The sequence below is a fragment of the Enterobacter cloacae complex sp. ESBL7 genome (assembly GCF_041679625.1).
GTDB classification, from domain to species: domain Bacteria; phylum Pseudomonadota; class Gammaproteobacteria; order Enterobacterales; family Enterobacteriaceae; genus Enterobacter; species Enterobacter asburiae_B.
On record NZ_JBGORN010000003.1, the window covers coordinates 512,312 to 535,454 of the forward strand.

Genomic DNA, 23,143 nt, shown 5'->3' on the forward strand with positions numbered 1-23,143 from the left:
TGCCGTCAGGCGCGATCTACGGTAAACGCAATCACATCGCCAAGCTGCTCTGCGCCCAGGGCCAGCATCACCAGACGGTCAACACCCAGCGCCACGCCGGAGCAATCCGGCAGACCTGCTTTTAATGCTTCAAGCAAATTCACATCAATAGGCTGCTGCGGCAGACCGCGCGCGGCGCGCTTGCGGTTATCCTGCTCGAAGCGCTGCTGCTGCTCGCGGGCATCCGTCAGTTCGTGGAAGCCGTTCGCCAGTTCGATGCCTTTGTAATAGACCTCAAAACGCTCTGCGACACGATGATCTTCGGTACTGATCTGCGCCAGTGACGCCTGGCTTGCCGGGAAGTGGTAGACAAACGTCGGACGATCCTTGCCAATCTGCGGTTCTACACCGAAGGTAAACAGCAGCTGCAGCAGCGTGTCGCGATCCTCTTCGGTATCCGCCACGTTGCTCAGATCCAGTTTTGCCGCCACTTCGCGCAGCTGGGTTTTGTCCGCCGACAGCGGATCGATTTCCAGATGGCGCTGGAAAGCCTGCTGATAGGAGAGCGTTTCGGCTTCCGAGCAGTCCAGCACCTGCTGGAGCAGATCGTCCACCTCATTCATCAGGCGGTACATATCATAATGCGGGCGGTACCACTCCAGCATGGTGAATTCCGGGTTGTGGTGACGCCCCATCTCTTCATTACGGAAGCTGCGGCACAGCTGATACACCGGGCCACACCCCGCCGCCAGCAGGCGTTTCATGTGGTATTCCGGGCTGGTCATCAGATACAAATTCATGCCCTGAGAGTGGCCGGGGCCAACAAAACGGGTTTCAAACGGCACCAGATGAATATCCGTTACCGTTGCCTGACTCATGCACGGCGTTTCCACCTCCAGGACTCCGCGGTCGGCAAAGAAACGGCGGATCTCCGCCATAATTGCAGCGCGTTTTAACAGATTAGGGATGGATGCGCTCGGCTGCCAGGTGGCCGTTTCGCTCATGAGTTGTTCTCCGATTTCAGACAAGGGCACGAAGTCTACTCGTTAGCAGGGGCAGAGACAAATTTTGCGCAGTAAAAAAGGGCATTTCATTTAGGTGAACTTTTTCGTGACGTATTTCATCAATCTTCATGATAAATCGCCGTACAGAACAGCAAAAAAATCGAACACGTCAAATTTCCCTGACATCTACACGGTTATACTGTTTTACCCATAAAGGAGCAGTGGAAACGCTTTCGCAATCGTCCTTTTGGACGGGTGAACTACCTTTAGTTTGTCGCGTTGCGAAATAACAAAAATCTGGAGGAATGTCGTGCAAACTTTTCAAGCCGATCTTGCCGTAATAGGCGCTGGCGGGGCTGGATTACGTGCTGCGATTGCTGCAGCACAAGCTAATCCCAACGCTAAAATCGCATTGATTTCAAAAGTCTATCCAATGCGTAGTCACACAGTGGCAGCAGAAGGAGGGTCCGCCGCCGTTGCGCAGGATCATGACAGCTTTGAATACCATTTCCACGACACGGTTGCAGGGGGCGACTGGCTTTGCGAACAGGATGTCGTTGACTACTTTGTGCATCATTGTCCCACGGAAATGACCCAGCTTGAACAGTGGGGATGTCCGTGGAGCCGCCGTCCTGACGGCAGCGTCAACGTTCGCCGCTTTGGCGGTATGAAGATTGAACGCACCTGGTTCGCCGCCGATAAAACCGGCTTCCACATGCTGCACACCCTGTTCCAGACCTCCCTTCAGTTCCCACAAATTCAGCGCTTCGATGAACATTTCGTCCTCGACATTCTGGTTGATGACGGACAGGCGCGTGGCCTGGTGGCGATGAATATGATGGAAGGCACGCTTGTCCAGATCCGCGCCAACGCGGTAGTGATGGCAACGGGCGGTGCGGGTCGCGTTTATCGTTATAACACCAACGGCGGCATCGTCACCGGTGACGGCATGGGCATGGCACTCGGTCACGGCGTACCGCTGCGCGATATGGAGTTCGTGCAGTATCACCCAACCGGTCTGCCGGGCTCCGGCATTCTGATGACGGAAGGCTGCCGCGGTGAAGGCGGTATTCTGGTCAATAAAAACGGCTACCGCTATCTGCAGGATTACGGCATGGGCCCGGAAACCCCGCTCGGCGAGCCGAAGAACAAATACATGGAACTCGGCCCGCGCGACAAAGTCTCTCAGGCCTTCTGGCACGAGTGGCGCAAAGGCAACACCATCTCCACGCCGCGCGGCGATGTGGTCTATCTCGACCTGCGTCACCTTGGCGAGAAGAAACTGCTGGAACGTCTGCCGTTCATCTGCGAGCTGGCGAAAGCTTACGTCGGCGTCGACCCGGTGAAAGAGCCGATTCCGGTGCGTCCAACCGCGCACTACACCATGGGCGGGATCGAAACCGACCAGCAGTGCGAAACCCGTATTAAAGGCCTGTTCGCCGTCGGCGAGTGTTCCTCCGTGGGTCTGCACGGCGCCAACCGTCTCGGGTCTAACTCGCTGGCAGAGCTGGTCGTCTTTGGCCGCATGGCGGGCGAGCGCGCGATGGAGCGGGCGGCTACAGCAGGCGAAGCCAACGGTGCCGCGCTGGATGCGCAGGTCGCAGACGTTGAAAAACGCCTGAAAGATCTGGTGAACCAGGAGGGTAACGAGAACTGGTCTAAGATCCGCGACGAGATGGGCCTGTCGATGGAAGAAGGCTGCGGTATTTACCGTACGCCAGAGCTGATGCAAAAAACCGTCGACAAGCTGGCGGAACTGCAGGAGCGCTTCAAGCGCGTACGCATCACCGATACCTCCAGCGTATTCAACACCGACCTGCTCTACACCATCGAGCTGGGCCACGGTCTGAACGTCGCGGAATGTATGGCGCACTCTGCGCTGGCGCGTAAAGAGTCGCGTGGGGCCCACCAGCGTCTGGACGAAGGCTGTACCGAACGTGACGACGTCAATTTCCTGAAACACACTCTCGCCTGGCGCGATGCAGATGGCACCACACGTCTGGACTACAGCGACGTGAAAATCACCACGCTGCCGCCGGCTAAACGCGTGTACGGTGCAGAAGCAGAAGCCGCCGAGAAGAAGGAGAAGGCGAATGGCTGAGATGCAAAAAATGAAGGTTGAAGTGGTGCGCTACAATCCGGAAGTGGACGCCGCACCGCACAGCGCTTTCTATGAAGTCCCTTATGACGAGCAAACCTCCCTGCTGGATGCGCTAGGCTATATCAAAGACAACCTGGCGCCAGACCTGAGCTACCGCTGGTCCTGCCGTATGGCAATCTGCGGCTCCTGCGGCATGATGGTCAACAAGGTGCCGAAGCTGGCCTGCAAGACCTTCCTGCGCGAGTACACCAAAGGCATTAAGGTCGAAGCGCTGGGCAACTTCCCGATTGAACGCGATCTGGTGGTCGATATGACCCACTTTATCGAAAGCCTGGAAGCGATTAAGCCGTACATCATTGGTAATCCGCGCACGCCGGATCAGGGGCCAAATACCCAGACGCCGGCTCAGATGGCGAAATACCATCAGTTCTCCGGCTGCATCAACTGCGGCCTGTGCTACGCAGCCTGTCCACAGTTTGGCCTGAACAAGGAGTTCATCGGCCCGGCCGCCATTACCCTGGCACACCGCTATAACGAAGACAGCCGCGACCACGGCAAAAAAGAACGTATGGCGCAGCTTAACAGCCAGAACGGCGTCTGGAGCTGTACCTTTGTGGGTTATTGCTCCGAAGTTTGTCCGAAGCACGTCGACCCGGCCGCCGCAATTCAGCAGGGTAAAGTGGAAAGCTCGAAAGACTTTCTTATCGCTACCCTGAAACCACGCTAAGGAGTGCATGATGACGACTAAACGCAAAGCCTATGTGCGGCCTGTGCCGTCCACCTGGTGGAAAAACCTGCCGTTTTATCGCTTCTACATGCTGCGTGAAGGCACGGCGGTACCGGCGGTCTGGTTCAGCCTTGAGCTGATGTACGGCGTTTTTGCCCTCAAGCATGGCCCGGAAGCCTGGGCCAGCTTTGTCGGTTTTCTGCAAAACCCGATCATTGTTGTTCTGAACCTGATCGTACTCGCGGCCGCGCTGCTTCATACCAAAACCTGGTTTGAGCTGGCGCCAAAAGCGGCGAACATCATCATAAAAGACGAGAAAATGGGGCCAGAGCCGGTGATTAAAGGGCTCTGGGCAGTGACGATTCTGGTCACTGTGGTCATTCTGTTTGTCGCACTGTTCTGGTAAGGAGACACCTGTGATCAATCCAAATCCAAAACGTTCTGACGAGCCGGTCTTCTGGGGCCTGTTTGGCGCAGGCGGCATGTGGAGTGCCATCATCGCCCCCGTCATCATTCTGCTGGTCGGCATTATGCTGCCGCTGGGGCTGTTCCCGGGCGATGCGCTGAGCTACGAGCGCGTGCTGGCGTTTGCGAGCAGCTTTATCGGCCGCGTGTTCATCTTCCTGATGATCGTCCTGCCGCTGTGGTGTGGCCTGCACCGTATTCACCATGCGATGCATGACCTGAAAATCCATGTACCGAGCGGGAAATGGGTGTTCTACGGTCTGGCGACCATCCTGACCGTGGTGACGCTGATTGCCGTGGTCACCATCTGACGCTTCAGGCCCGCCATCCGGCGGGCCTTTTATTTCTGCATCTTCCCCACCAGCCACTGGGCAAACTCGCGCATTGCGGGCGTTTCTGTCCGTGACTGTAGTCTTGTCAGCCAGTAGCTGCCGAGGTCAATCTCCGTGGCAAACGGCTGCACGATGCGCTCGCTGCTGAGTAAATGGGTAAACATGTCGAGAGGCGCAATGGCAATTCCTGTGCCTGCCTGCGCGGCTTCCAGCATGGTCACGGACGAATCAAACACCATCACCCGGTGCGTCGGTGAGGGAGGATGTTCACCCGCTGCCTGCATCCACGCCGCCCACTCGTCGCGTCGATAGGAGCGCAGCAGGGTAAACTTCAGGATATCTGCCGGGCTTTTGAGAACTGAGGCTATGTCAGGCGTACAGAGCGGAGACAGCGGCGCAGGGCAAAGGAATTCAGCATCGGTTCCATGCCACGCGCCGCCACCGTAGCGAATGGCGTAATCAAGCCCTTCAGCCGCCGGATCGACGCGATTGTTATGGGTGGAAAGCTGAAGATCAATATGCGGATAGCAGCGGCGAAAGTCCGCGAGGAGCGAGAATAAAACTCCCGTGGCAAAAGTCCCTACCACACCTATTTTGAGCTTCTCCTGAGCGCGCTGGCTGGCAAAGCGATCCAGCATTCCGGCGATGCGATCGAACGAGTCATTCAGCACCGGCAGCAAATTCTCGCCTTCGGTGGTCAACATCAGCCCTCGCGAAACGCGGACAAACAGCTGGCAATTAAGATGCTGCTCCAGCGCCTTTACGTGCTGGCTAATTGCGGAATGGGTGACGTTCAGCTCGATAGCGGCATGCGTAAAACTGAGGTGCCTGGCGGCTGCTTCAAACGCCCGCAGGGAATTAAGAGGGAGATAGCTGCGCGTCATGGTCTCGTCCGTTAGAAAAATTAACAGCTAATGGTAAATTTAACCGTTTGTCAGCCATAGTCAAATCCAACAGACTACAGCGGTCTGACGGGCCCGGACACTCCCTTGAACTGCTATTACGGAAGATAACTGATGATGACTAAATCCCTTTGCTGCGCCCTGCTGCTCAGCACCTCCTGCTCGGTATTGGCTGCACCGATGTCAGAAAAACAGCTGGCTGAGGTGGTGGAACGTACCGTTACGCCGCTGATGAAAGCGCAGGCCATTCCGGGTATGGCGGTGGCGGTGATTTATCAGGGTCAGCCGCACTACTTTACCTTCGGTAAAGCCGATGTTGCGGCGAACAAACCTGTCACCCCACAAACCTTATTCGAGCTGGGCTCTATAAGTAAAACCTTCACCGGCGTACTCGGCGGCGATGCCATTGCTCGCGGTGAAATATCGCTGGGCGATCCGGTGACAAAATACTGGCCTGAGCTGACAGGCAAGCAGTGGCAGGGGATCCGCATGCTGGATCTGGCAACCTATACCGCAGGTGGTTTGCCGTTACAGGTACCGGATGAGGTCACGGATAACGCCTCTCTGCTGCGCTTTTATCAAAACTGGCAGCCGCAGTGGAAGCCGGGCACCACGCGTCTTTATGCCAACGCCAGCATCGGTCTTTTTGGCGCGCTGGCGGTCAAACCTTCCGGCATGAGCTATGAGCAGGCCATAACGACGCGGGTCTTTAAGCCGCTCAAGCTGGACCATACCTGGATTAACGTTCCGAAAGCGGAAGAGGCGCATTACGCCTGGGGATACCGCGACGGTAAGGCGGTACACGTTTCGCCAGGAATGCTGGACGCTGAAGCCTATGGCGTAAAAACCAACGTGAAGGATATGGCAAGCTGGGTGATGGTCAACATGAAGCCGGACTCGCTTGAGGATAGTTCACTCAGGAAAGGCCTTACCCTGGCGCAGTCTCGCTACTGGCGCGTGGGTGCCATGTATCAGGGGTTGGGCTGGGAAATGCTTAACTGGCCGGTCGATGCAAAAACCGTGGTTGAAGGTAGCGACAATAAGGTGGCGCTGGCACCGCTGCCTGCGAGAGAAGTGAATCCACCGGCGCCCCCGGTCAACGCATCCTGGGTCCATAAAACCGGCTCTACCGGCGGGTTTGGCAGCTACGTGGCATTTATTCCTGAAAAGCAGCTCGGCATTGTGATGCTGGCGAATAAAAGCTATCCGAACCCGGCACGCGTTGAGGCGGCATACCGTATCCTCGACGCGCTGCAGTAAAACATTGCCGGGTGGCGCTAACGCTTACCCGGCCTACAAAATCCACGGGGTGACCACCCGGCGAAACACACCGCACAAAAACCACATTTTCCTTGCCGTCATCTACACTTAACAAAAAACAGTAAGGAAACTCCTATGCGCATTCTGCCTGTTATCGCCGCGGTGACAGCCGCGTTTTTAGTGGTTGCCTGCAGTTCCCCTACCCCACCTCCAGGCGTTACCGTCGTCTCGCCTTTTGATGCACAACGCTTCCTTGGAACATGGTATGAAATCGCGCGCCTCGACCATCGGTTTGAGCAGGGCTTAGAGAAGGTCACTGCGAATTACAGCCCGATGGATGATGGCGGTATTCAGGTGATCAACCGGGGCTATAATCCCGATCGGGAGATGTGGCAGCAGTCGATTGGGAAAGCGTACTTCACGGGCGACCCGCGACGGGCCGCGCTCAAAGTCTCTTTCTTCGGCCCGTTTTATGGCGGCTATAACGTGATCGCGCTCGACAGAGAGTACCGTCACGCGCTGGTCTGCGGGCCGGATCGCGACTATTTGTGGATACTTTCCCGCACGCCAACTATTTCGTCAGAAATGAAACAGCAGATGCTGGACGTCGCGACCCGACAAGGGTTTGATGTGTCAAAGCTCATCTGGGTAAAACAGCCCCATTAATGGGTGCTGAGCTTCAGCCCAACGATGCCGGCCACAATCAAGGCGAGGCTGGCGATACGCGCCAGACTCGCTGACTCTCCCAGCAGCAGAATGCCGGTGATGGCGGCCCCCACCGCACCAATGCCCGTCCAGACGGCATAAGCCGTTCCCACAGGCAGCGAGCGCATCGCCCAGGATAACAGGACAATACTCACTATCATTGCGGTGACGGTTATGACGCTGGGCGTCAGGCGGGTAAATCCGTGGGTGTACTTGAGACCAATTGCCCATACCACTTCGAGCAGGCCAGCAATAAAAAGAATGATCCAGGACATTTCAGGCTCCTTAACTTAATTCAAGTTGGGGCCGTCCCCGGTGAAAGAAACGCTTACGGGTCGTCCCGTAAGGCAGAGATTACGCCCCATATTGTGGTTAGCGTGCTATTTTTTTTCAATCATTTTTTGCTGAACACGTTAAGGCAAGAAATAGCCGCAGTATGGCGCGTAGTTCCGGCATTTAGCACTCATCCGACTTCTCTATGATGATGTGCTTTCTGATGGCAGGAAGCCAAACCACTAGCCGACTGCGAATAAAATATGTTCAAAATTCTTTTGATTGACCGTTGTCACTTCACCCGCACGGGGTTTGAAGCATGGCTCAATCATTCCGGTTTGTTCCCAGGACACTACGTTGTGACCGGGCTAAATAATCTGTTCCTTGCCAGGGAGCACATTCTGCAATGGAAACCCACGCTGGTCATCGCCGACCTGTACGGCTTCAGGCAGGATATTCATCATTTTCAGCAGCTCTCGTCCTTGCTTAACGCCAGTGAACGATTACCGTTTATTATGCTGCAATCGGGAGAGGACCGCGGCATGACCGACTGGCTCGGACAGTTCCCGGTGTGGTCGTCGCTGTTGAAAAACGCCAGTCTCGAAGAAGTGGCAACGACTATCAACGACGCATTAAACTCGCGCGCCAGCGCTGAAAGGCCAACGGCAGCCGCCCCCTTGCTGACCCGGCAGGAAGAGAAAGTGCTGACATTGTGGATGGACGGGGCAAGCAATCAAAAAATTGCCGCTCACCTGAGTATCAATGGAAAAACGGTCTATACCTACAAACGCAATATCCGCATGAAATTGCATATGGATACGCGTTTTTCTCCGTTCTTATCCCTGCAGGAATCAGAAAGCTGACGGTACGAAACCCGCTGGTCTCGTACCGTATGTTAATTACTGCTGAGCTTTAGTTGCCGCACCAGAGATTGCGCTACCACCTTCAGAAATATCCTGACCGACGCCACGCGTGGTATTACAGGCCGTTAACACTGAAGAAAGTACCAGGACTGAAAAGATCGCTGCAATTGTCTTCTTAACCATAATATCTTCCTTTTATAGCCAAAGTTGTTTTGTGTATAGCAACTTAAGAATAGACAAGATCCCGCCGGTTGACGGAAACGGAAGCATTTTTAGGAAAATTAGACGAACTTAGCTGGCGGCGTGAGAAATGATATGACCGAGATCCTGGATATCTTGTCCCATTCCACGGGTGGTGTTACAGCCGGAAAGCAATGCACTGGAAAGCGCTAACAGAAGCAGAATTTTAACGGTACGTTTCATCATCCCTGCCTGCAAAAATCAGGCGCAGCGGGCGCTGCGCCTTCAATCATGACGTAAATTACTTCACGCGGGATACGTATTCGCCGGAGCGGGTATCCACTTTGATCACTTCGCCAGTCTGTACGAACAGTGGAACTTTAACCACGGCGCCGGTAGACAGTTTAGCTGGTTTACCGCCGGTACCTGCGGTATCACCTTTCAGACCTGGATCGGTTTCAACGATTTCCAGTTCTACGAAGTTTGGTGGGGTCACAGCGATAGGCTGGCCGTTCCACAGAGTCACGATGCACTCAGCCTGATCCAGCAGCCATTTAGCGCTATCACCTACCGCTTTCTCATCAGCAGACAGCTGTTCGAAAGTGGAGTTGTTCATGAAATGATAGAACTCACCGTCGTTGTACAGATAGGTCAGGTTCATATCAACAACATCAGCGCCTTCAGCGGAGTCAGTAGACTTGAAGGTTTTCTCAACACGGGTACCGGTCAGCAGACGGCGCAGCTTAACGCGTGCGAATGCCTGGCCTTTACCTGGTTTAACGAATTCGCTGGCTTCAACCGCGTACGGTTCGCCGTCCATCATGATTTTAAGACCAGCACGAAAATCGTTGCTATAGTACGTTGCCATAAGGCCCTCTAAATTTGTTAACTGGTAGCTAAGCCACAAAATGGCGCATATTGTAACCCTAAACACCCCGTCCAGAGAAGATTGGTTATCGCAACTTGCCGATGTAATCACCAGTCCTGATGAATTGCTGCGTCTTTTAGACCTCGATCAGCACCCAGAGTTGCTTGCAGGCCGCGAGGCAAAGCGCCTTTTCGCCCTGCGCGTTCCCCGTGCGTTTGTGGCGCGGATGGAGAAAGGCAACCCCGACGATCCACTTTTAAAACAAACGCTTACTTCGCAGGATGAGTTTGTCACCGCGCCGGGATACAGCACCGATCCGCTGGAAGAGCAGAACAGCGTGGTGCCGGGTTTACTGCACAAGTATCTCAACCGCGCCCTGCTGCTGGTAAAAGGCGGTTGCGCGGTAAATTGTCGTTATTGCTTCCGTCGGCACTTCCCCTATGCCGAAAACCAGGGCAATAAACGCAACTGGCAGGTCGCGCTGGACTATATCGCCGCCCATCCGGAGCTGGATGAGATTATTTTTTCCGGCGGTGACCCGCTGATGGCAAAAGATCATGAGCTGGACTGGCTGCTGACCCAGCTTGAAGCCATTCCGCACGTTAAGCGTCTGCGTATTCACAGCCGTTTACCGATTGTCATTCCGGCACGAGTCACTGACGGCCTGGTATCACGCCTGGAGCGGTCAAGATTGCAGGTGCTGCTGGTGAACCATATCAACCACGCGAACGAAATTGACGATGACTTTCGCGCGGCGATGGCGCGTCTGCGTAAAGCGGGCGTGACGCTGCTGAACCAGAGCGTGCTGCTGCGCGGCGTCAATGACAGCGCCCGCGTGCTGGCTGATCTGAGCAATGCCCTGTTTGATGCGGGCGTGATGCCCTATTACCTGCACGTGCTGGATCGCGTTCAGGGCGCGGCCCATTTCATGGTGACGGATGAAGAAGCCCGGCAGATTATGCGCGAACTGTTAACGCTGGTTTCAGGCTATATGGTGCCGAAGCTGGCACGCGAGATTGGCGGAGAGCCGAGCAAGACGCCGCTGGATTTGCAGCTGCGGCAGCGCTAGTTTCCCCGCACCCTAACCCTCTCCCACAGGGAGAGGGAAAAAGGCAATCAGTTCGGGCACTTGTAGACCTGGCCGTTCATCTGGCTGGCGGTCGGCACGAAGCTGGACAGCATACTCTGCGTTGGGCTGCTCACGCCGTAAATCACGTTACCGCCCATTGCCGCAGCCTGGTTACGCAGGGCATTCGCCGCACCGCGCATCGAGCCGCCTTCTTCGCCATGCTGCCCTGACATCCAGTTACTTTGCTCACCGGTTGCCGTGCCTAACAGCTGGCATTCACTGCCAGGCTTATCTTCCACAAAGCGAACGCCCTGGCCCGCTGCCGACAGCTCATTGCTGGAGCTACAACCCGCCAGCAGCAATGCTGCCCCTACAATCCCTGCACAGACTTTTACGCGCATGTTATTCCTCGTTTTCAATAAGCTGGACAGTAGTTGTCCGTGTGTAAATCTTATACCTAAAAGATGACCAAAAGAAAAACCCCCGAGCATTTCTGCCCGGGGGTTTTTCACATTCTACGACGTAGAGCGCACGATTACATCATGCCGCCCATACCGCCCATGCCGCCCATGCCAGCAGCACCTAAGTCTGGTGCATCGCCTTTAGGCATATCGGTGACCATGCACTCGGTGGTGATCATCAGGCCAGCGACAGATGCCGCGTACTGCAGAGCAGAACGGGTCACTTTCGTTGGATCCAGGATACCGAAGTCGATCATGTTGCCGTATTCTTCAGTTGCTGCGTTATAACCGTAGTTACCTTCGCCCGCTTTCACGTTGTTCGCAACCACAGATGGCTCTTCACCGGCGTTAGAAACGATCTGACGCAGAGGAGCTTCCATTGCGCGCAGCGCAACTTTAATACCCACGTTCTGATCTTCGTTCTGTGCGGTCAGGCCTGCCAGTTTAGCGGCAACACGCACCAGCGCAACACCACCACCAGCAACCACGCCTTCTTCTACCGCAGCACGGGTCGCGTGCAGGGCATCGTCAACGCGTGCTTTTTTCTCTTTCATTTCAACTTCGGTCGCTGCACCGACTTTGATTACCGCAACGCCGCCTGCCAGTTTCGCTACGCGCTCCTGCAGTTTTTCACGGTCGTAATCGGAAGTCGCTTCTTCGATCTGCTTACGGATCTGACCCACGCGGCCCTGAATAGCAGCTTCTTCACCCACGCCATCGATGATGGTGGTGGTGTCTTTGTTGATCACAACGCGTTTCGCCTGGCCCAGGTCTTCCAGGGTCGCTTTTTCCAGTTCCATACCGATCTCTTCAGAGATTACGGTACCGCCGGTCAGGGTAGCGATATCCTGCAGCATCGCTTTACGGCGATCGCCGAAGCCAGGTGCTTTAACCGCAGCCACTTTCACGATGCCGCGCATGGTGTTAACCACCAGGGTCGCCAGCGCTTCGCCTTCAACGTCTTCAGCGATGATCACCAACGGCTTGCCTGCTTTCGCAACGGCTTCCAGCACTGGCAGCATTTCGCGGATGTTGGAGATTTTCTTGTCAGCCAGCAGGATGAACGGGCTTTCCAGCTCAACAGCGCCAGTCTCTGGCTTGTTGATGAAGTATGGGGACAGGTAACCGCGGTCGAACTGCATACCTTCAACCACGTCCAGTTCGTCTTCCAGACCGGTACCGTCTTCAACGGTGATCACGCCTTCTTTACCGACTTTGTCCATCGCTTCAGCGATCAGTTTACCTACGGTTTCGTCGGAGTTAGCGGAGATAGTACCAACCTGAGCAATGGCTTTAGAGTCAGAGCACGGTACGGACAGCGCTTTCAGCTCTTCAACAGCGGAGGCGACAGCTTTGTCGATACCACGTTTCAGATCCATTGGGTTCATGCCCGCAGCAACGGCTTTCAGACCTTCGGTGATGATTGCCTGCGCCAGTACGGTCGCGGTAGTGGTACCGTCACCAGCAGCGTCGTTCGCTTTAGAGGCAACTTCTTTCACCATCTGCGCGCCCATGTTTTCGAACTTGTCTTCCAGCTCAATTTCACGTGCTACAGAAACACCATCTTTGGTGATGGTTGGCGCGCCGAAGGATTTATCCAGCACTACGTTGCGGCCTTTCGGGCCCAGAGTCACTTTAACTGCATCTGCCAGTACGTTTACGCCGCGGAGCATTTTTACACGAGCGTCGTTACCGAATTTTACGTCTTTAGCTGCCATGTTCTTATTTCCTCAAATTCTCGTGCGTAAATTACGCTTCAACAATTGCCAGAATGTCGCTCTCGGACATGATCAACACTTCTTCATTGTCGATCTTCTCGGATTTCACGCCGTAGCCATCGTTGAAAATTACGATGTCACCAACTTTAACGTCCAGTGGCTGCACAGTTCCGTTTTCCAGGATGCGGCCCTTACCGACAGCGATGATTTCGCCACGCGTTGATTTGGCTGCTGCAGAACCGGTCAGAACGATGCCGCCAGCAGACTTGGTTTCAACTTCTTTACGTTTGACGATCACACGATCATGTAACGGACGAATACTCATTGATAGCTCTCCTTTGAGAAAGTCATTATCAGTTATGGATGACGCCGGCCCGCATGCGGTTTTCCGACTAGTGCCCTGAGAGATGGGGATAGCTTTTTCCCCCTTCAAGGGGGAGTCGAAAAAAAAATTTGCGAAAGTGTTACCATCGCCTCTCTTTTGGTACTGGCAGGGCGATGTGAATGAGTGGACTCAAGCAGGAGCTGGGGCTGGCGCAGGGCGTCGGACTGCTCTCAACCTCCTTGTTAGGTACGGGCGTGTTTGCCGTACCCGCACTGGCGGCGCTGGTGGCTGGAAATAACAGCCTGTGGGCGTGGCCGGCGCTGATTGTATTGGTTTTCCCGATAGCCATTGTGTTTGCCATCCTGGGGCGGCATTTCCCCAGCGCGGGCGGCGTGGCGCACTTTGTCGGACTGGCCTTTGGCCCGCGGCTGCAGCGTGTCACCGGCTGGCTGTTTCTCTCCGTCATTCCGGTTGGCCTTCCTGCGGCGTTGCATATTGCGACCGGCTTTGGTCAGGCGCTGTTTGGCTGGCATAACGAGCAGTTATTGCTGGCCGAGCTGGGTACGCTGGCAATCGTCTGGTGGGTGGGCTCTCGCGGCGCCAGCTCCAGCGCCAACCTGCAGACGCTGGTTGCGGTGCTGATTGTCGCGCTCGTTGTCGCAATATGGTGGGCGGGCGATATCACAATCAAGGAAATTCCCTTCCCGGCACTGACCGACGTCGACCATTCCGAGCTTTTCGCCGCGCTCTCCGTCATGTTCTGGTGTTTTGTTGGTCTGGAAGCCTTTGCTCATCTGGCCTCTGAATTTAAGCAGCCTGAACGTGATTTCCCCCGCGCGCTGATGATAGGCCTGCTGCTGGCTGGCACGGTCTATTGGGCGTGTACCGTGCTGGTCTTACACTTCCACGCGTTCGGAGCGGATCTCGCCGCCGCGGCATCGCTACCGGGTATCGTGGTGGAACTGTTCGGCGTGAAGGCGCTATGGATCGCCTGTGTCATCGGCTATCTCGCCTGTTTTGCCAGCCTCAATATTTATATCCAGAGCTTTGCCCGGCTGGTGTGGTCGCAGGCGCTCGACAAACCAGAGAATCGCCTCGCGCGCCTGTCTAAACGCCAGCTTCCGCTGAATGCCCTGAATGCCGTACTGGGCTGCTGCGTGGTGAGCACGCTGTGTATTTACGCACTGAAGATCAATCTTGACGCGCTGATCGTTTACGCCAACGGCATTTTCATCATGATCTACCTGCTGTGCATGCTGGCGGGATGTCGTTTGCTGAAAGGTCGCTATAAAGCTCTGGCGGTCGTCGGGGGTTTGCTTTGCCTGCTGTTGCTGGCGATGGTGGGATGGAAGAGTCTGTACGCGATTGTCATGCTGGCAGGGCTGTGGGTGTTTTTGCCGAAGCGCAGTGCGCTACCGGAGGCCCGGTAGGCGAAGCGCCACCGGGCAACAAAATCACCGATCGTCTTTATGGTCTAAACGGTCGTGCTGTTCATCCTTACGCTGATACTCCCCTTCAAAGGTATCGCCCGGCCCGGTGCTGAATCCGCCCCCCGGCATACGGCTAAAGCGCAGATGCGGCAGCAGCTTCATGGTCAGGTGTTTTTGCACCGGCGGCAGAAGCAGCAGAAGGCCAAGGAAGTCAGTGAAGAACCCCGGCAGGATCAGCAGCAGCCCCGCAATAATCAACGACACGCTTTTGATCATCTCTTCCGCCGGGCTTTCCCCTGCGGCCATCTTCTGCTGCATTATCAGGAAATTTTTGAAACCCTGATTACGCACCAGCGACATGCCGATGACGGAGGTGAAAATCACCAGAATCAGCGTCAGCAGGACGCCCAGCACATGGGCAACCTGGATGAAAATGGAAATCTCAATGTAAACATAGAGAAAGAAAGCAATAAACGGTATCCAGCGCACTGGCATCTCCTGTGTGGCAGAGGCCATCGGGCCCCTGTCTGAATGTGTTCGCGACGCGCGTTTGTATGAAATGGTGACGGTTAGCGAAAATTCAATCAGTTTGCACGGATATTTTTTTTGGAAATTATAAAGCGGTGACCCATTTCACAGATTAATAATTATCATGGAATCGGCTCGATAATAAGTGATCCAGCTTACGGCAATTCGCTATCATCAGCATATGATCTCGAGCATCTGGCTGATTGAGGGAATAATCGTCGGCCAGAAAATATTCAAAACCACATAAATACTGTGTGTTTAGTACAATCCATCGGCAGCTTGAAAAGAAGGTTCACATGTTAAACAACATTCGTATCGAAGAAGACTTGTTGGGTACCAGGGAAGTTCCAGCGGATGCCTACTACGGTGTCCACACTCTGAGAGCGATTGAAAACTTCTACATCAGCAACAGCAAAATCAGCGACATCCCTGAGTTTGTCCGTGGCATGGTGATGGTGAAGAAAGCCGCAGCACTGGCCAACAAAGAGCTGCAAACCATTCCTAAAAGCGCGGCAAATGCGATTATCGCAGCCTGCGATGAAGTGCTGAACAACGGCAAATGCATGGACCAGTTCCCGGTTGACGTCTATCAGGGCGGCGCGGGCACCTCCGTCAACATGAATACCAACGAAGTACTGGCAAACATTGGCCTGGAGCTGATGGGTCACCAGAAAGGTGAATACCAGTACCTGAACCCGAACGACCACGTAAACAAATGCCAGTCTACCAACGACGCCTACCCTACCGGCTTCCGTATCGCGGTGTATGCCTCTGTGGTGAAGCTGGTGGATGCGATCAACCAGCTGGGTGATGGCTTCCAGCGTAAAGCGGTTGAGTTCCAGGACATCCTGAAAATGGGTCGTACCCAGCTGCAGGACGCGGTGCCGATGACGCTCGGCCAGGAATTCCACGCGTTTAACGTACTGCTGAACGAAGAGACCAAAAACCTGCTGCGCACCTCCGAGCTGCTGCTGGAAGTGAACCTGGGCGCCACCGCCATCGGTACCCGTCTGAACACCCCGGATGGCTATCAGCAGCTGGCGGTACAGAAGCTGGCTGAAGTCTCTAACCTGCCGGTTGTGCCTGCAGAAGACCTGATTGAAGCCACCTCCGACTGCGGCGCCTACGTCATGGTACACAGCGCCCTGAAACGTCTGGCGGTAAAACTGTCCAAAATCTGTAACGACCTGCGCCTGCTCTCTTCCGGTCCGCGCGCTGGCCTGAATGAAATCAACCTGCCAGAGCTGCAGGCCGGTTCATCCATCATGCCAGCCAAGGTGAACCCGGTAGTGCCAGAAGTGGTGAACCAGGTTTGCTTCAAAGTCATCGGTAACGATACAACCGTGACCATGGCCTCTGAAGCGGGTCAGCTGCAGCTGAACGTGATGGAGCCAGTGATTGGTCAGGCGATGTTTGAATCTATCCACATCCTGACGAACGCCTGCTACAACCTGCTGGAAAAATGCATTAACGGCATCACGGCGAATAAAGAAGTCTGTGAGGGTTATGTCTATAACTCCATCGGGATCGTCACCTACCTCAACCCGTTCATCGGTCACCACAACGGTGATATCGTCGGTAAGATTTGCGCCGAAACCGGTAAGAGCGTACGTGAAGTGGTGCTGGAGCGCGGGCTGTTGACCGAAGCTGAGCTGGACGATATCTTCTCGGCCCAGAACCTGATGCACCCGGCATATAAAGCGAAACGATATACCGATGAAAGCGAACAGTAACCGTTCTGGCTAGGCTTCTTAAGGCACGTCACTTGTGACGTGCCTTTTTTCTTTTTAGGCGTTACCTAAATACAACAATTCAATATCAACTTGTTAATAAGCAAGGCAGGTCCTTATGTTTGGAGCAGAACTCGTCATCGTCTTGTTGGCGATTTATTTGGGAGCAAGACTCGGGGGTATCGGCATCGGTTTTGCCGGCGGTCTCGGGGTGCTCGTTCTTACCCTTATCTTTCAGATTAAACCCGGCGCAATCCCGTTCGACGTTATCGAAATCATCATGGCAGTTATTGCCGCTATCGCCGCCATGCAGGTGGCAGGCGGTATGGACTACCTGGTAAGCCTGGCGGAGCGTATGCTGCGCCGCCATCCAAAATACATTACCTTCCTTGCCCCGCTGGTGACCTGGTTTATGACCATTCTCGCCGGTACGGGCCACACCGCCTTCTCTACGCTGCCGGTGATTACCGAAGTGGCGAAAGAGCAGGGTATCCGTCCGTCTCGTCCGCTCTCTATTGCCGTCGTCGCGTCCCAGATTGCGATTACCGCCTCGCCGATTTCCGCTGCGGTGGTCTTCTTCGCCGGTATTCTGGAGCCGATGGGCGTGAGCTACCTGACGCTGCTGGCGATCTGTATCCCGGTGACGCTGATCGCGGTGATGATTACTGCCGTGCTGTGTAACTTCCTCGGCGCCGAACTGAAAGACGATCCGGTTTACCAGGAACGCCTTGCCAAGGGTGAAGTGAGACTGCGCGGCAGCCAGGTCTTCGAGCTGAAGCCGCACGCAAAGCGCTCCGTGCTGCTGTTCCTGATCGGTATTGTCGCGGTGATGTTCTACGCGACCGCCATCAGCGACACCGTGGGCCTGATCCAGAACCCTGTCCTGCCGCGTAACGAAGCGATTGTAGTGTTTATGCTGACCATCGCGACGCTGATTAGCATCACCTGTAAAATCGACACCAGCGAAGTGCTGAACGCCAGCACCTTTAAATCCGGTATGAGCGCCTGCGTATGCGTACTGGGCGTGGCGTGGCTCGGTGATACCTTCGTGAAAGCGCACATCAGCGACATTCAGACCGTCGCTGGCGACCTGCTGCACAACTACCCGTGGCTGCTGGCGGTGGTGCTGTTCTTTGCCGCTACCCTGCTTTACTCCCAGGCGGCGACCACCAAAGCGCTGATGCCTGCGGCACTGATGCTGGGCGTGACGCCACTGACGGCGATTGCCTCTTTCGCGGCGGTTTCTGCCCTGTTCGTTCTGCCAACTTACCCAACCCTGCTGGCGGCGGTGGAGATGGACGACACCGGCTCAACCCGTATCGGTAAGTATGTGTTTAACCACGCGTTCCTGATCCCGGGCGTGGTCGCCATTTCACTTTGTGTGATCCTCGGCTTTATCATTGGCGGCGTGGTGCTGTAAACGGTGAGTGGTTGTAAAAATAGTTAAAATCGGGCCGCTCTGCGGCCCGTTTCATTAATGACCAACCGCCTTGCGTGATATAGTGAAGCCTTTCGTGATGAGGAGGTCGACTTGTGAACACGCCTGATGCTGTTGTCGTACTGTGCACCGCCCCTGATGAAGCCTCTGCCCAGGATCTCGCCGCCAAAGTGCTGGCCGAAAAACTGGCTGCCTGCGTGACGCTCCTCCCTGGTGCCACCTCCCTTTATTACTGGGAAGGCAAGCTGGAGCAAGAGTACGAAGTCCAGATGTTGCTCAAAACCAATCTGGCGAATCAGCAGGCTCTCCTGGACTGCCTCAAATCTCATCATCCTTACCAAACCCCGGAGCTGCTGGTATTGCCAGTGGTTCATGGCGATAACGACTATCTCTCATGGCTCAACGCTTCCTTACGCTGATCCTGCTGCTGTGCAGCACGTCAGCTTTTGCCGGGTTGTTTGACGCGCCCGGCCGTTCGAACTTTATTCCTGCCGACCAGGTGTTTGTTTTCGATTTTCAGCAGAACCAGCACAATCTGACGCTCACCTGGCAGGTGAAAGAGGGCTATTACCTCTATCGCAAGCAGGTGAGCATTACCCCTGCCCGGGCAAACGTGAGCGCATTACAATTGCCCGCTGGCGAGTGGCACGAGGACGAGTTCTACGGTAAGAGTGAAATCTACCGCCAGCGCCTGAGCGTGCCCGTTACGGTGAATCAGGCGGACAAAGGCGCGACGCTGACGGTGACCTATCAGGGATGCGCGGACGCGGGATTCTGCTATCCACCGGAAACGAAAGTCGTGCCGCTCAGCGAAGTGAAAGCGTCTGCTGCTGTAACGCCGGTCCCTGCGGTTGAGAAAACCAACGACCGCGCTGACCTTCCGTTCTCAGCGCTGTGGGCGTTACTGATTGGTATCGGCATTGCCTTTACGCCGTGCGTGTTGCCGATGTATCCGCTCATCTCTGGCATCGTGCTGGGCGGCAAACAGCGTCTTTCTACTGCCCGCGCCCTGCTGCTGGCTTTTATATACGTGCAAGGAATGGCGCTAACCTACACAGCCCTTGGCCTTGTGGTTGCCGCTGCCGGGTTACAGTTCCAGGCGGCACTCCAGCACCCTTATGTTCTCATTGGCCTGTCAGCGGTGTTTATCCTGTTGGCGCTGTCAATGTTTGGCCTGTTCACGCTACAGCTGCCCTCTTCGCTGCAAACGCGCTTAACGCTGATGAGCAACCGTCAGCAGGGCGGCTCCGCAGGCGGCGTGTTCGCGATGGGTGCCATTGCCGGGCTGATTTGCTCTCCCTGCACTACCGCACCGCTGAGCGCTATCCTGCTGTACATCGCCCAGAGCGGTAACATGTGGCTCGGCGGGGGGACGCTGTACCTCTACGCGCTGGGCATGGGCCTGCCGCTGATTCTGGTCACGGTTTTCGGCAATCGACTTCTGCCGAAGAGCGGCCCGTGGATGGAGACGGTGAAAACCGCATTTGGTTTTGTCATCCTCGCGCTGCCGGTGTTCCTTCTTGAGCGTATCATCGGCGACGCCTGGGGTTTACGCCTGTGGGCGATGCTCGGCGTAGCATTCTTTGCCTGGGCGTTTATCGTCAGCCTGGGGGCGAAGAAGCCATGGATGCGCCTGGTGCAAATCCTGCTGCTGGCTGCCGCGCTGGTGAGCGTACGCCCTCTGCAGGACTGGGCCTTCGGCACACCGGTGAGTCAGACCCAGGCGCATCTGAACTTTACCCAGATAAAAAACGTGGATGAACTTAACAGCGCTCTGGCAGAGGCGAATGGCAAACCGGTGATGCTCGATCTCTATGCCGACTGGTGTGTCGCCTGCAAAGAGTTTGAAAAATATACTTTTAGCGATCAACAGGTGCAAAACGCCCTGAAAGAGACCGTTTTGCTCCAGGCTAACGTGACCGCCAATAATGCGCAGGATAAGGCTCTGCTGAAGCAGCTTAACGTGCTCGGGCTGCCAACCATTCTGTTCTTCAATCAACAGGGCCAGGAGCAGCCTGAGCAGCGTGTAACCGGGTTTATGGATGCTGCGGCATTTAGCGCGCATTTGCGCAATCGCCAACCGTAAACAACACTTTAAGCGGGACAAACCATTGGGAATAGCGGAGGAGATAACCGTGCAACGTGAAGACGTACTGGGACAAGCCCTGCAACTACTTGAGATTCAAGGGATCGCCAGCACCACGCTTGAGATGGTAGCCGACCGTATCGATTATCCCCTGGATGAACTTAAGCGCTTCTGGCCGGATAAAGAGGCGCTACTGTATGACGCCCTGCGCTATCTCAGCCAGCAGGTTGATATCTGGCGCAGACAACTGATGCTGAATGAAGAACTGACCGCGGAGCAAAAGCTGCTGGCGCGCTATACCGCCCTGACGGAATGCGTCAGCAACAACCGCTACCCGGGTTGTCTGTTCATCGCCGCCTGCACTTATTTTCCTGACCCTGGCCATCCTATTCACCAGTTGGCGGATCAGCAAAAACGGGCGGCGCATGACTTTACCCACGAGCTGCTGACCACGCTGGAAGTCGATGACCCTGCGATGGTGGCTAAACAGATGGAGCTGGTGCTGGAAGGTTGCCTCAGCCGCATGCTGGTGAACCGTAGCCAGGCCGATGTGGATACGGCGCACCGCCTGGCGGAAGATATTCTACGCTTTGCCCAATGCAGAATGGGTGGAGCGCTGACCTAAGCCAGCATGCCCGCCCAGGCGGAGACGAGCAGACACAGCGCCATGAGGCGCTGAAACCGCACCATCGCCTCGGTGGTGCGAAAAATTCGATTCACCGCTTTACCCAACCACGCCCAGCACATCAAACAGGCTATCGAGATCAGCAGGAACCATAGCGCCATTAGCGCAATATCCCGCAATGCATGGTCACCTGCTGGGGCAAACAGGCTGACGACGGCCAGCGCCATCATCCAGGTTTTGGGGTTCACGATCTGCAGCAGCGCCGCCGCCCGAGCGGTGAATCGAATACGGTTCTCAGCGGAGAGACGGGCAGCCGGGGCGCGAAACAGCTGCCAGCTCATCCAGCTTAGCCACAGCACGCCTGCCCAGCTCATTATCTGACGTATCAGAGGATACTGCCGCAGCACTTCCCCTGCGCCCGCGCCTGATACCAGCACAATCGCACTGGCCGCGATACATCCGCCCAGAATAGCAGGTACGGTATTATTTACGCCAAAGTGCTGGCTGTTCGTCAGCACGAGAATATTGGTCGGCCCCGGCGTAATGGAGGCGACAAATGCGAACAACAGAAAGGGTATCAAACTCACAGGTGGCTCCTTTTTATTAGAGCCATGAATGTGCCGTTATTTTTTGGAAACGTCTGGAAGGTTTGTGCACAACCGTCGATAGTGTGCAGGAGAGATACGGTAAGCACGCTGAAACCAACGTCCCAGATGGCTTTGATCGGCAAATCCCACTGCGGCAGCCACATCAACAGGCTGGTCACCACGCGCCAGCAGCTGTCGGGCCTTTGCCAGGCGCAGCTGAATAAGCCATGCGTGTGGCGCCAGGTTGAACTCGCGCTTAAAACAGCGCGTCAGGGTAAAGCGATCCGTGCCCGTCTCGCGCGCAAGGTCTGACAGCCCTACGTTCTCGCCGATATGAGCAAAGAGATAGTCGCGCGCACGGTGCGCCACGGCAGCGCTTTGTAACTGCGACGGCAGTTTTTTACGCCAGTGGCAGTGGGCGGTGATCCGGGAGAGCAGATTATCCATTGTGCTCTGCTGAACGATTTTCATCTCGTCATTATGCAGGGTGGAGAATGTCTCACCGATAGCGCGCACCAGCTGCGGCTCCCGCGTCAGCGTTTGGGCAAAGTGGAGTGAATAACTCCCTGGAGTAGATTCGTAAAGTCCCTGTAGCGCACGGGTAAGCCAGCGCTCATCCAGATAGAAGGTCAAATAGGTAAAGCCGCCCTCTACAGGCGCATCACCGTCGTGGATCTCGCCAGGTTCGAGGAGAAATGCGTCGCCCGGCTGGCTACGATGACGCTCACGGCGGCAGTGAAACTGCTGCGTGCCGGAGAGGGTTATCCCTACCAGATAGCTATCGTGCCAGTGCGGATCAAAGGCATGCCCTTCGAAATGCGCTTTAATCGTCTCAATACCCGTATCTGCATGCTGACGCAGTTCAAGCCAGTCATTCGCCATACTGTCCTCCTCTTGCTATCAGCATTGCCGTATTACGCTGGTTGTGTCTGGAAGATTTGTGCATTTTCACGGCGAAAGCGGACAGATTGCCGCAAACTTAAGCAGTTGAACAGCTTTTCCCGAAATAATGTTGACGATCGAGCGTGATTGCGGTTTAATGCGCTCCGTTGCCCGGATAGCTCAGTCGGTAGAGCAGGGGATTGAAAATCCCCGTGTCCTTGGTTCGATTCCGAGTCCGGGCACCACTATTTAAAGAACCCAGCCTATGGCTGGGTTTTTGCTTTTCTGCGTTTATACATCCCTTCTTTGTATTCTTATTTCTCTTTGTCGTGGGATCGTGCGGTCTGCGTTGCCGGATGGCGGCTTTGCCTTATTCGGCCTACTAAACTCGTGGGCTCCGCAAGCGCAGCGCCATCGGGCTTTTCTGCGCGCACAAAGCAAAAAACCCCGCACCTTACGGTACGGGGTTCTTCTAATCGATGCCTGGCAGTTCCCTACTCTCACATGGGGAGACCCCACACTACCATCGGCGCTACGGCGTTTCACTTCTGAGTTCGGCATGGGGTCAGGTGGGACCACCGCGCTAAAGCCGCCAGGCAAATTCT

The 23,143-nt window shown here is 55.4% G+C and carries 26 protein-coding genes, 1 tRNA gene and 1 rRNA gene; 15 read left to right on the plus strand and 13 right to left on the minus strand.

All coding sequences use genetic code 11. The features are described 5' to 3' along the window. Window positions 1-5: 5 nt before the first annotated feature. The gene (gene epmA / locus ACERY3_RS15795; RefSeq protein ID WP_024907345.1) at window positions 6-983 is read right to left on the minus strand and encodes an elongation factor P--(R)-beta-lysine ligase; all 978 of its coding nucleotides are present in this window, start codon (window positions 981-983) and stop codon (window positions 6-8) included. Between the two features lie 310 nt (window positions 984-1,293). On the opposite strand from epmA, the gene frdA reads away from it, so the two are divergent. From frdA to frdD, 4 genes are read left to right on the plus strand one after another with little or no spacing between them, the layout of a single operon-like run. Next, the gene (frdA, locus tag ACERY3_RS15800; RefSeq protein WP_023310125.1) at window positions 1,294-3,084 is read left to right on the plus strand and encodes a fumarate reductase (quinol) flavoprotein subunit; all 1,791 of its coding nucleotides are present in this window, start codon (window positions 1,294-1,296) and stop codon (window positions 3,082-3,084) included. Beyond that, a complete protein-coding gene (locus tag ACERY3_RS15805; protein WP_023310124.1) occupies window positions 3,077-3,811 on the plus strand; it encodes a succinate dehydrogenase/fumarate reductase iron-sulfur subunit in 735 nt (244 codons plus the stop codon). The genes frdA and ACERY3_RS15805 overlap by 8 nt, the downstream gene beginning before the upstream one ends. 10 nt (window positions 3,812-3,821) lie before the next feature. Next, window positions 3,822-4,217 (plus strand): fumarate reductase subunit FrdC, encoded by a 396-nt coding sequence (gene frdC, locus ACERY3_RS15810; RefSeq protein WP_032662400.1) that lies wholly within the window; start codon window positions 3,822-3,824, stop codon window positions 4,215-4,217. Window positions 4,218-4,227: 10 nt separating this feature from the next. Beyond that, the gene (frdD, locus tag ACERY3_RS15815) at window positions 4,228-4,587 is read left to right on the plus strand and encodes a fumarate reductase subunit FrdD (RefSeq protein WP_000609653.1); all 360 of its coding nucleotides are present in this window, start codon (window positions 4,228-4,230) and stop codon (window positions 4,585-4,587) included. Between the two features lie 29 nt (window positions 4,588-4,616). Here frdD and ampR read toward each other — a convergent pair whose 3' ends face one another. Then, entirely contained in the window at window positions 4,617-5,492 is an 876-nt protein-coding gene (gene ampR / locus ACERY3_RS15820; protein ID WP_058840424.1) for a LysR family transcriptional regulator AmpR, read from the minus strand. Between the two features lie 132 nt (window positions 5,493-5,624). On the opposite strand from ampR, the gene blaACT reads away from it, so the two are divergent. Both blaACT and ACERY3_RS15830 read left to right on the plus strand, forming a co-directional pair. Then, window positions 5,625-6,770 carry an ACT family cephalosporin-hydrolyzing class C beta-lactamase gene (blaACT, locus tag ACERY3_RS15825; RefSeq protein ID WP_214586657.1) on the plus strand — a complete coding sequence of 382 codons (1,146 nt, stop codon included), beginning with the start codon at window positions 5,625-5,627 and terminating at the stop codon, window positions 6,768-6,770. 135 nt (window positions 6,771-6,905) lie between these two features. Continuing rightward, window positions 6,906-7,436, plus strand: a complete 531-nt coding sequence (locus tag ACERY3_RS15830; RefSeq protein ID WP_023310119.1) for a lipocalin family protein — start codon at window positions 6,906-6,908, stop codon at window positions 7,434-7,436. Here the strand turns inward: ACERY3_RS15830 and sugE are convergent. Then, window positions 7,433-7,750: a quaternary ammonium compound efflux SMR transporter SugE gene (gene sugE / locus ACERY3_RS15835; protein WP_008502938.1), complete on the minus strand. Its 318-nt coding sequence runs from the start codon at window positions 7,748-7,750 to the stop codon at window positions 7,433-7,435. The genes ACERY3_RS15830 and sugE overlap by 4 nt on opposite strands. A gap of 261 nt (window positions 7,751-8,011) precedes the next feature. Here sugE and ACERY3_RS15840 point away from each other — a divergent pair, with 261 nt between their 5' ends. Further along, the gene (locus ACERY3_RS15840; RefSeq protein WP_033144453.1) at window positions 8,012-8,611 is read left to right on the plus strand and encodes a LuxR C-terminal-related transcriptional regulator; all 600 of its coding nucleotides are present in this window, start codon (window positions 8,012-8,014) and stop codon (window positions 8,609-8,611) included. A gap of 36 nt (window positions 8,612-8,647) precedes the next feature. Here ACERY3_RS15840 and ecnB read toward each other — a convergent pair whose 3' ends face one another. The 3 genes from ecnB to efp all read right to left on the minus strand — a co-directional run bounded on the left by ecnB (window position 8,648) and on the right by efp (window position 9,659). Beyond that, window positions 8,648-8,794, minus strand: a complete 147-nt coding sequence (gene ecnB, locus ACERY3_RS15845) for a lipoprotein toxin entericidin B (protein ID WP_003025482.1) — start codon at window positions 8,792-8,794, stop codon at window positions 8,648-8,650. A 108-nt stretch (window positions 8,795-8,902) separates the two neighbouring features. Next, window positions 8,903-9,034 carry an entericidin A/B family lipoprotein gene (locus ACERY3_RS15850; protein ID WP_024907352.1) on the minus strand — a complete coding sequence of 44 codons (132 nt, stop codon included), beginning with the start codon at window positions 9,032-9,034 and terminating at the stop codon, window positions 8,903-8,905. 58 nt (window positions 9,035-9,092) lie between these two features. After that, complete coding sequence (efp, locus tag ACERY3_RS15855) at window positions 9,093-9,659, minus strand: elongation factor P (protein ID WP_010427766.1); 567 nt, start codon at window positions 9,657-9,659, stop codon at window positions 9,093-9,095. Between the two features lie 40 nt (window positions 9,660-9,699). Between efp and epmB the strand changes: the two genes are divergently transcribed. Further along, window positions 9,700-10,728, plus strand: coding sequence for an EF-P beta-lysylation protein EpmB (gene epmB / locus ACERY3_RS15860; RefSeq protein ID WP_373225961.1), 1,029 nt, complete (start codon window positions 9,700-9,702; stop codon window positions 10,726-10,728). Between the two features lie 47 nt (window positions 10,729-10,775). Here epmB and ACERY3_RS15865 read toward each other — a convergent pair whose 3' ends face one another. From ACERY3_RS15865 to ACERY3_RS15875, 3 genes are all read right to left on the minus strand, one after another. Beyond that, complete coding sequence (locus tag ACERY3_RS15865) at window positions 10,776-11,129, minus strand: DUF4156 domain-containing protein (protein ID WP_023310115.1); 354 nt, start codon at window positions 11,127-11,129, stop codon at window positions 10,776-10,778. A 134-nt stretch (window positions 11,130-11,263) separates the two neighbouring features. Then, window positions 11,264-12,907: a chaperonin GroEL gene (gene groL, locus ACERY3_RS15870; RefSeq protein ID WP_014882201.1), complete on the minus strand. Its 1,644-nt coding sequence runs from the start codon at window positions 12,905-12,907 to the stop codon at window positions 11,264-11,266. A 31-nt stretch (window positions 12,908-12,938) separates the two neighbouring features. Continuing rightward, the gene (locus tag ACERY3_RS15875; protein ID WP_003855929.1) at window positions 12,939-13,232 is read right to left on the minus strand and encodes a co-chaperone GroES; all 294 of its coding nucleotides are present in this window, start codon (window positions 13,230-13,232) and stop codon (window positions 12,939-12,941) included. Window positions 13,233-13,411: 179 nt separating this feature from the next. Between ACERY3_RS15875 and yjeH the strand changes: the two genes are divergently transcribed. Continuing rightward, on the plus strand, window positions 13,412-14,662 hold the full coding sequence (gene yjeH / locus ACERY3_RS15880; RefSeq protein ID WP_058840421.1) for an L-methionine/branched-chain amino acid transporter: 1,251 nt from the start codon (window positions 13,412-13,414) through the stop codon (window positions 14,660-14,662). Window positions 14,663-14,686: 24 nt separating this feature from the next. Here the strand turns inward: yjeH and ACERY3_RS15885 are convergent, their stop codons facing one another. Further along, a complete protein-coding gene (locus tag ACERY3_RS15885) occupies window positions 14,687-15,151 on the minus strand; it encodes an FxsA family protein (protein ID WP_023616652.1) in 465 nt (154 codons plus the stop codon). Window positions 15,152-15,486: 335 nt separating this feature from the next. Here ACERY3_RS15885 and aspA point away from each other — a divergent pair, with 335 nt between their 5' ends. From aspA to ACERY3_RS15910, 5 genes are all read left to right on the plus strand, one after another. After that, on the plus strand, window positions 15,487-16,923 hold the full coding sequence (aspA, locus tag ACERY3_RS15890; RefSeq protein WP_003855923.1) for an aspartate ammonia-lyase: 1,437 nt from the start codon (window positions 15,487-15,489) through the stop codon (window positions 16,921-16,923). 115 nt (window positions 16,924-17,038) lie between these two features. Then, complete coding sequence (locus tag ACERY3_RS15895) at window positions 17,039-18,340, plus strand: anaerobic C4-dicarboxylate transporter (protein ID WP_023334226.1); 1,302 nt, start codon at window positions 17,039-17,041, stop codon at window positions 18,338-18,340. 113 nt (window positions 18,341-18,453) lie between these two features. Beyond that, window positions 18,454-18,777 (plus strand): divalent cation tolerance protein CutA, encoded by a 324-nt coding sequence (cutA, locus tag ACERY3_RS15900; RefSeq protein ID WP_014168278.1) that lies wholly within the window; start codon window positions 18,454-18,456, stop codon window positions 18,775-18,777. Continuing rightward, window positions 18,753-20,444: a protein-disulfide reductase DsbD gene (locus ACERY3_RS15905; protein ID WP_373225963.1), complete on the plus strand. Its 1,692-nt coding sequence runs from the start codon at window positions 18,753-18,755 to the stop codon at window positions 20,442-20,444. The genes cutA and ACERY3_RS15905 overlap by 25 nt, the downstream gene beginning before the upstream one ends. 49 nt (window positions 20,445-20,493) lie before the next feature. After that, on the plus strand, window positions 20,494-21,069 hold the full coding sequence (locus ACERY3_RS15910) for a transcriptional regulator (protein WP_032643754.1): 576 nt from the start codon (window positions 20,494-20,496) through the stop codon (window positions 21,067-21,069). Here ACERY3_RS15910 and ACERY3_RS15915 read toward each other — a convergent pair. Both ACERY3_RS15915 and ACERY3_RS15920 read right to left on the minus strand, forming a co-directional pair. Further along, complete coding sequence (locus tag ACERY3_RS15915; protein WP_217072084.1) at window positions 21,066-21,656, minus strand: LysE family translocator; 591 nt, start codon at window positions 21,654-21,656, stop codon at window positions 21,066-21,068. The two genes, ACERY3_RS15910 and ACERY3_RS15915, sit on opposite strands and share 4 nt — an antisense overlap. A gap of 36 nt (window positions 21,657-21,692) precedes the next feature. Beyond that, complete coding sequence (locus ACERY3_RS15920) at window positions 21,693-22,538, minus strand: AraC family transcriptional regulator (protein ID WP_048975178.1); 846 nt, start codon at window positions 22,536-22,538, stop codon at window positions 21,693-21,695. Window positions 22,539-22,707: 169 nt separating this feature from the next. Between ACERY3_RS15920 and ACERY3_RS15925 the strand changes: the two genes are divergently transcribed. Beyond that, window positions 22,708-22,783 (plus strand) — tRNA-Phe (locus ACERY3_RS15925). A gap of 236 nt (window positions 22,784-23,019) precedes the next feature. On the opposite strand, the gene rrf is transcribed toward ACERY3_RS15925, so the two are convergent. Continuing rightward, window positions 23,020-23,135: ribosomal RNA gene (gene rrf / locus ACERY3_RS15930) — 5S ribosomal RNA — on the minus strand. Window positions 23,136-23,143: the final 8 nt, after the last annotated feature.

Coding starts and splice junctions, on each gene's coding strand:
- epmA (WP_024907345.1), bottom strand. CDS start 983: ATGAGCGAAACGGCCACCTGGCAGCCGAGCGCATCCATCCCTAATCTG.
- ACERY3_RS15805 (WP_023310124.1), top strand. CDS start 3,077: ATGGCTGAGATGCAAAAAATGAAGGTTGAAGTGGTGCGCTACAATCCG.
- frdC (WP_032662400.1), top strand. CDS start 3,822: ATGACGACTAAACGCAAAGCCTATGTGCGGCCTGTGCCGTCCACCTGG.
- ampR (WP_058840424.1), bottom strand. CDS start 5,492: ATGACGCGCAGCTATCTCCCTCTTAATTCCCTGCGGGCGTTTGAAGCA.
- blaACT (WP_214586657.1), top strand. CDS start 5,625: ATGATGACTAAATCCCTTTGCTGCGCCCTGCTGCTCAGCACCTCCTGC.
- ACERY3_RS15830 (WP_023310119.1), top strand. CDS start 6,906: ATGCGCATTCTGCCTGTTATCGCCGCGGTGACAGCCGCGTTTTTAGTG.
- sugE (WP_008502938.1), bottom strand. CDS start 7,750: ATGTCCTGGATCATTCTTTTTATTGCTGGCCTGCTCGAAGTGGTATGG.
- ACERY3_RS15840 (WP_033144453.1), top strand. CDS start 8,012: ATGTTCAAAATTCTTTTGATTGACCGTTGTCACTTCACCCGCACGGGG.
- ecnB (WP_003025482.1), bottom strand. CDS start 8,794: ATGGTTAAGAAGACAATTGCAGCGATCTTTTCAGTCCTGGTACTTTCT.
- ACERY3_RS15850 (WP_024907352.1), bottom strand. CDS start 9,034: ATGAAACGTACCGTTAAAATTCTGCTTCTGTTAGCGCTTTCCAGTGCA.
- efp (WP_010427766.1), bottom strand. CDS start 9,659: ATGGCAACGTACTATAGCAACGATTTTCGTGCTGGTCTTAAAATCATG.
- epmB (WP_373225961.1), top strand. CDS start 9,700: ATGGCGCATATTGTAACCCTAAACACCCCGTCCAGAGAAGATTGGTTA.
- ACERY3_RS15865 (WP_023310115.1), bottom strand. CDS start 11,129: ATGCGCGTAAAAGTCTGTGCAGGGATTGTAGGGGCAGCATTGCTGCTG.
- groL (WP_014882201.1), bottom strand. CDS start 12,907: ATGGCAGCTAAAGACGTAAAATTCGGTAACGACGCTCGTGTAAAAATG.
- ACERY3_RS15875 (WP_003855929.1), bottom strand. CDS start 13,232: ATGAGTATTCGTCCGTTACATGATCGTGTGATCGTCAAACGTAAAGAA.
- yjeH (WP_058840421.1), top strand. CDS start 13,412: ATGAGTGGACTCAAGCAGGAGCTGGGGCTGGCGCAGGGCGTCGGACTG.
- aspA (WP_003855923.1), top strand. CDS start 15,487: ATGTTAAACAACATTCGTATCGAAGAAGACTTGTTGGGTACCAGGGAA.
- ACERY3_RS15895 (WP_023334226.1), top strand. CDS start 17,039: ATGTTTGGAGCAGAACTCGTCATCGTCTTGTTGGCGATTTATTTGGGA.
- ACERY3_RS15905 (WP_373225963.1), top strand. CDS start 18,753: ATGGCTCAACGCTTCCTTACGCTGATCCTGCTGCTGTGCAGCACGTCA.
- ACERY3_RS15920 (WP_048975178.1), bottom strand. CDS start 22,538: ATGGCGAATGACTGGCTTGAACTGCGTCAGCATGCAGATACGGGTATT.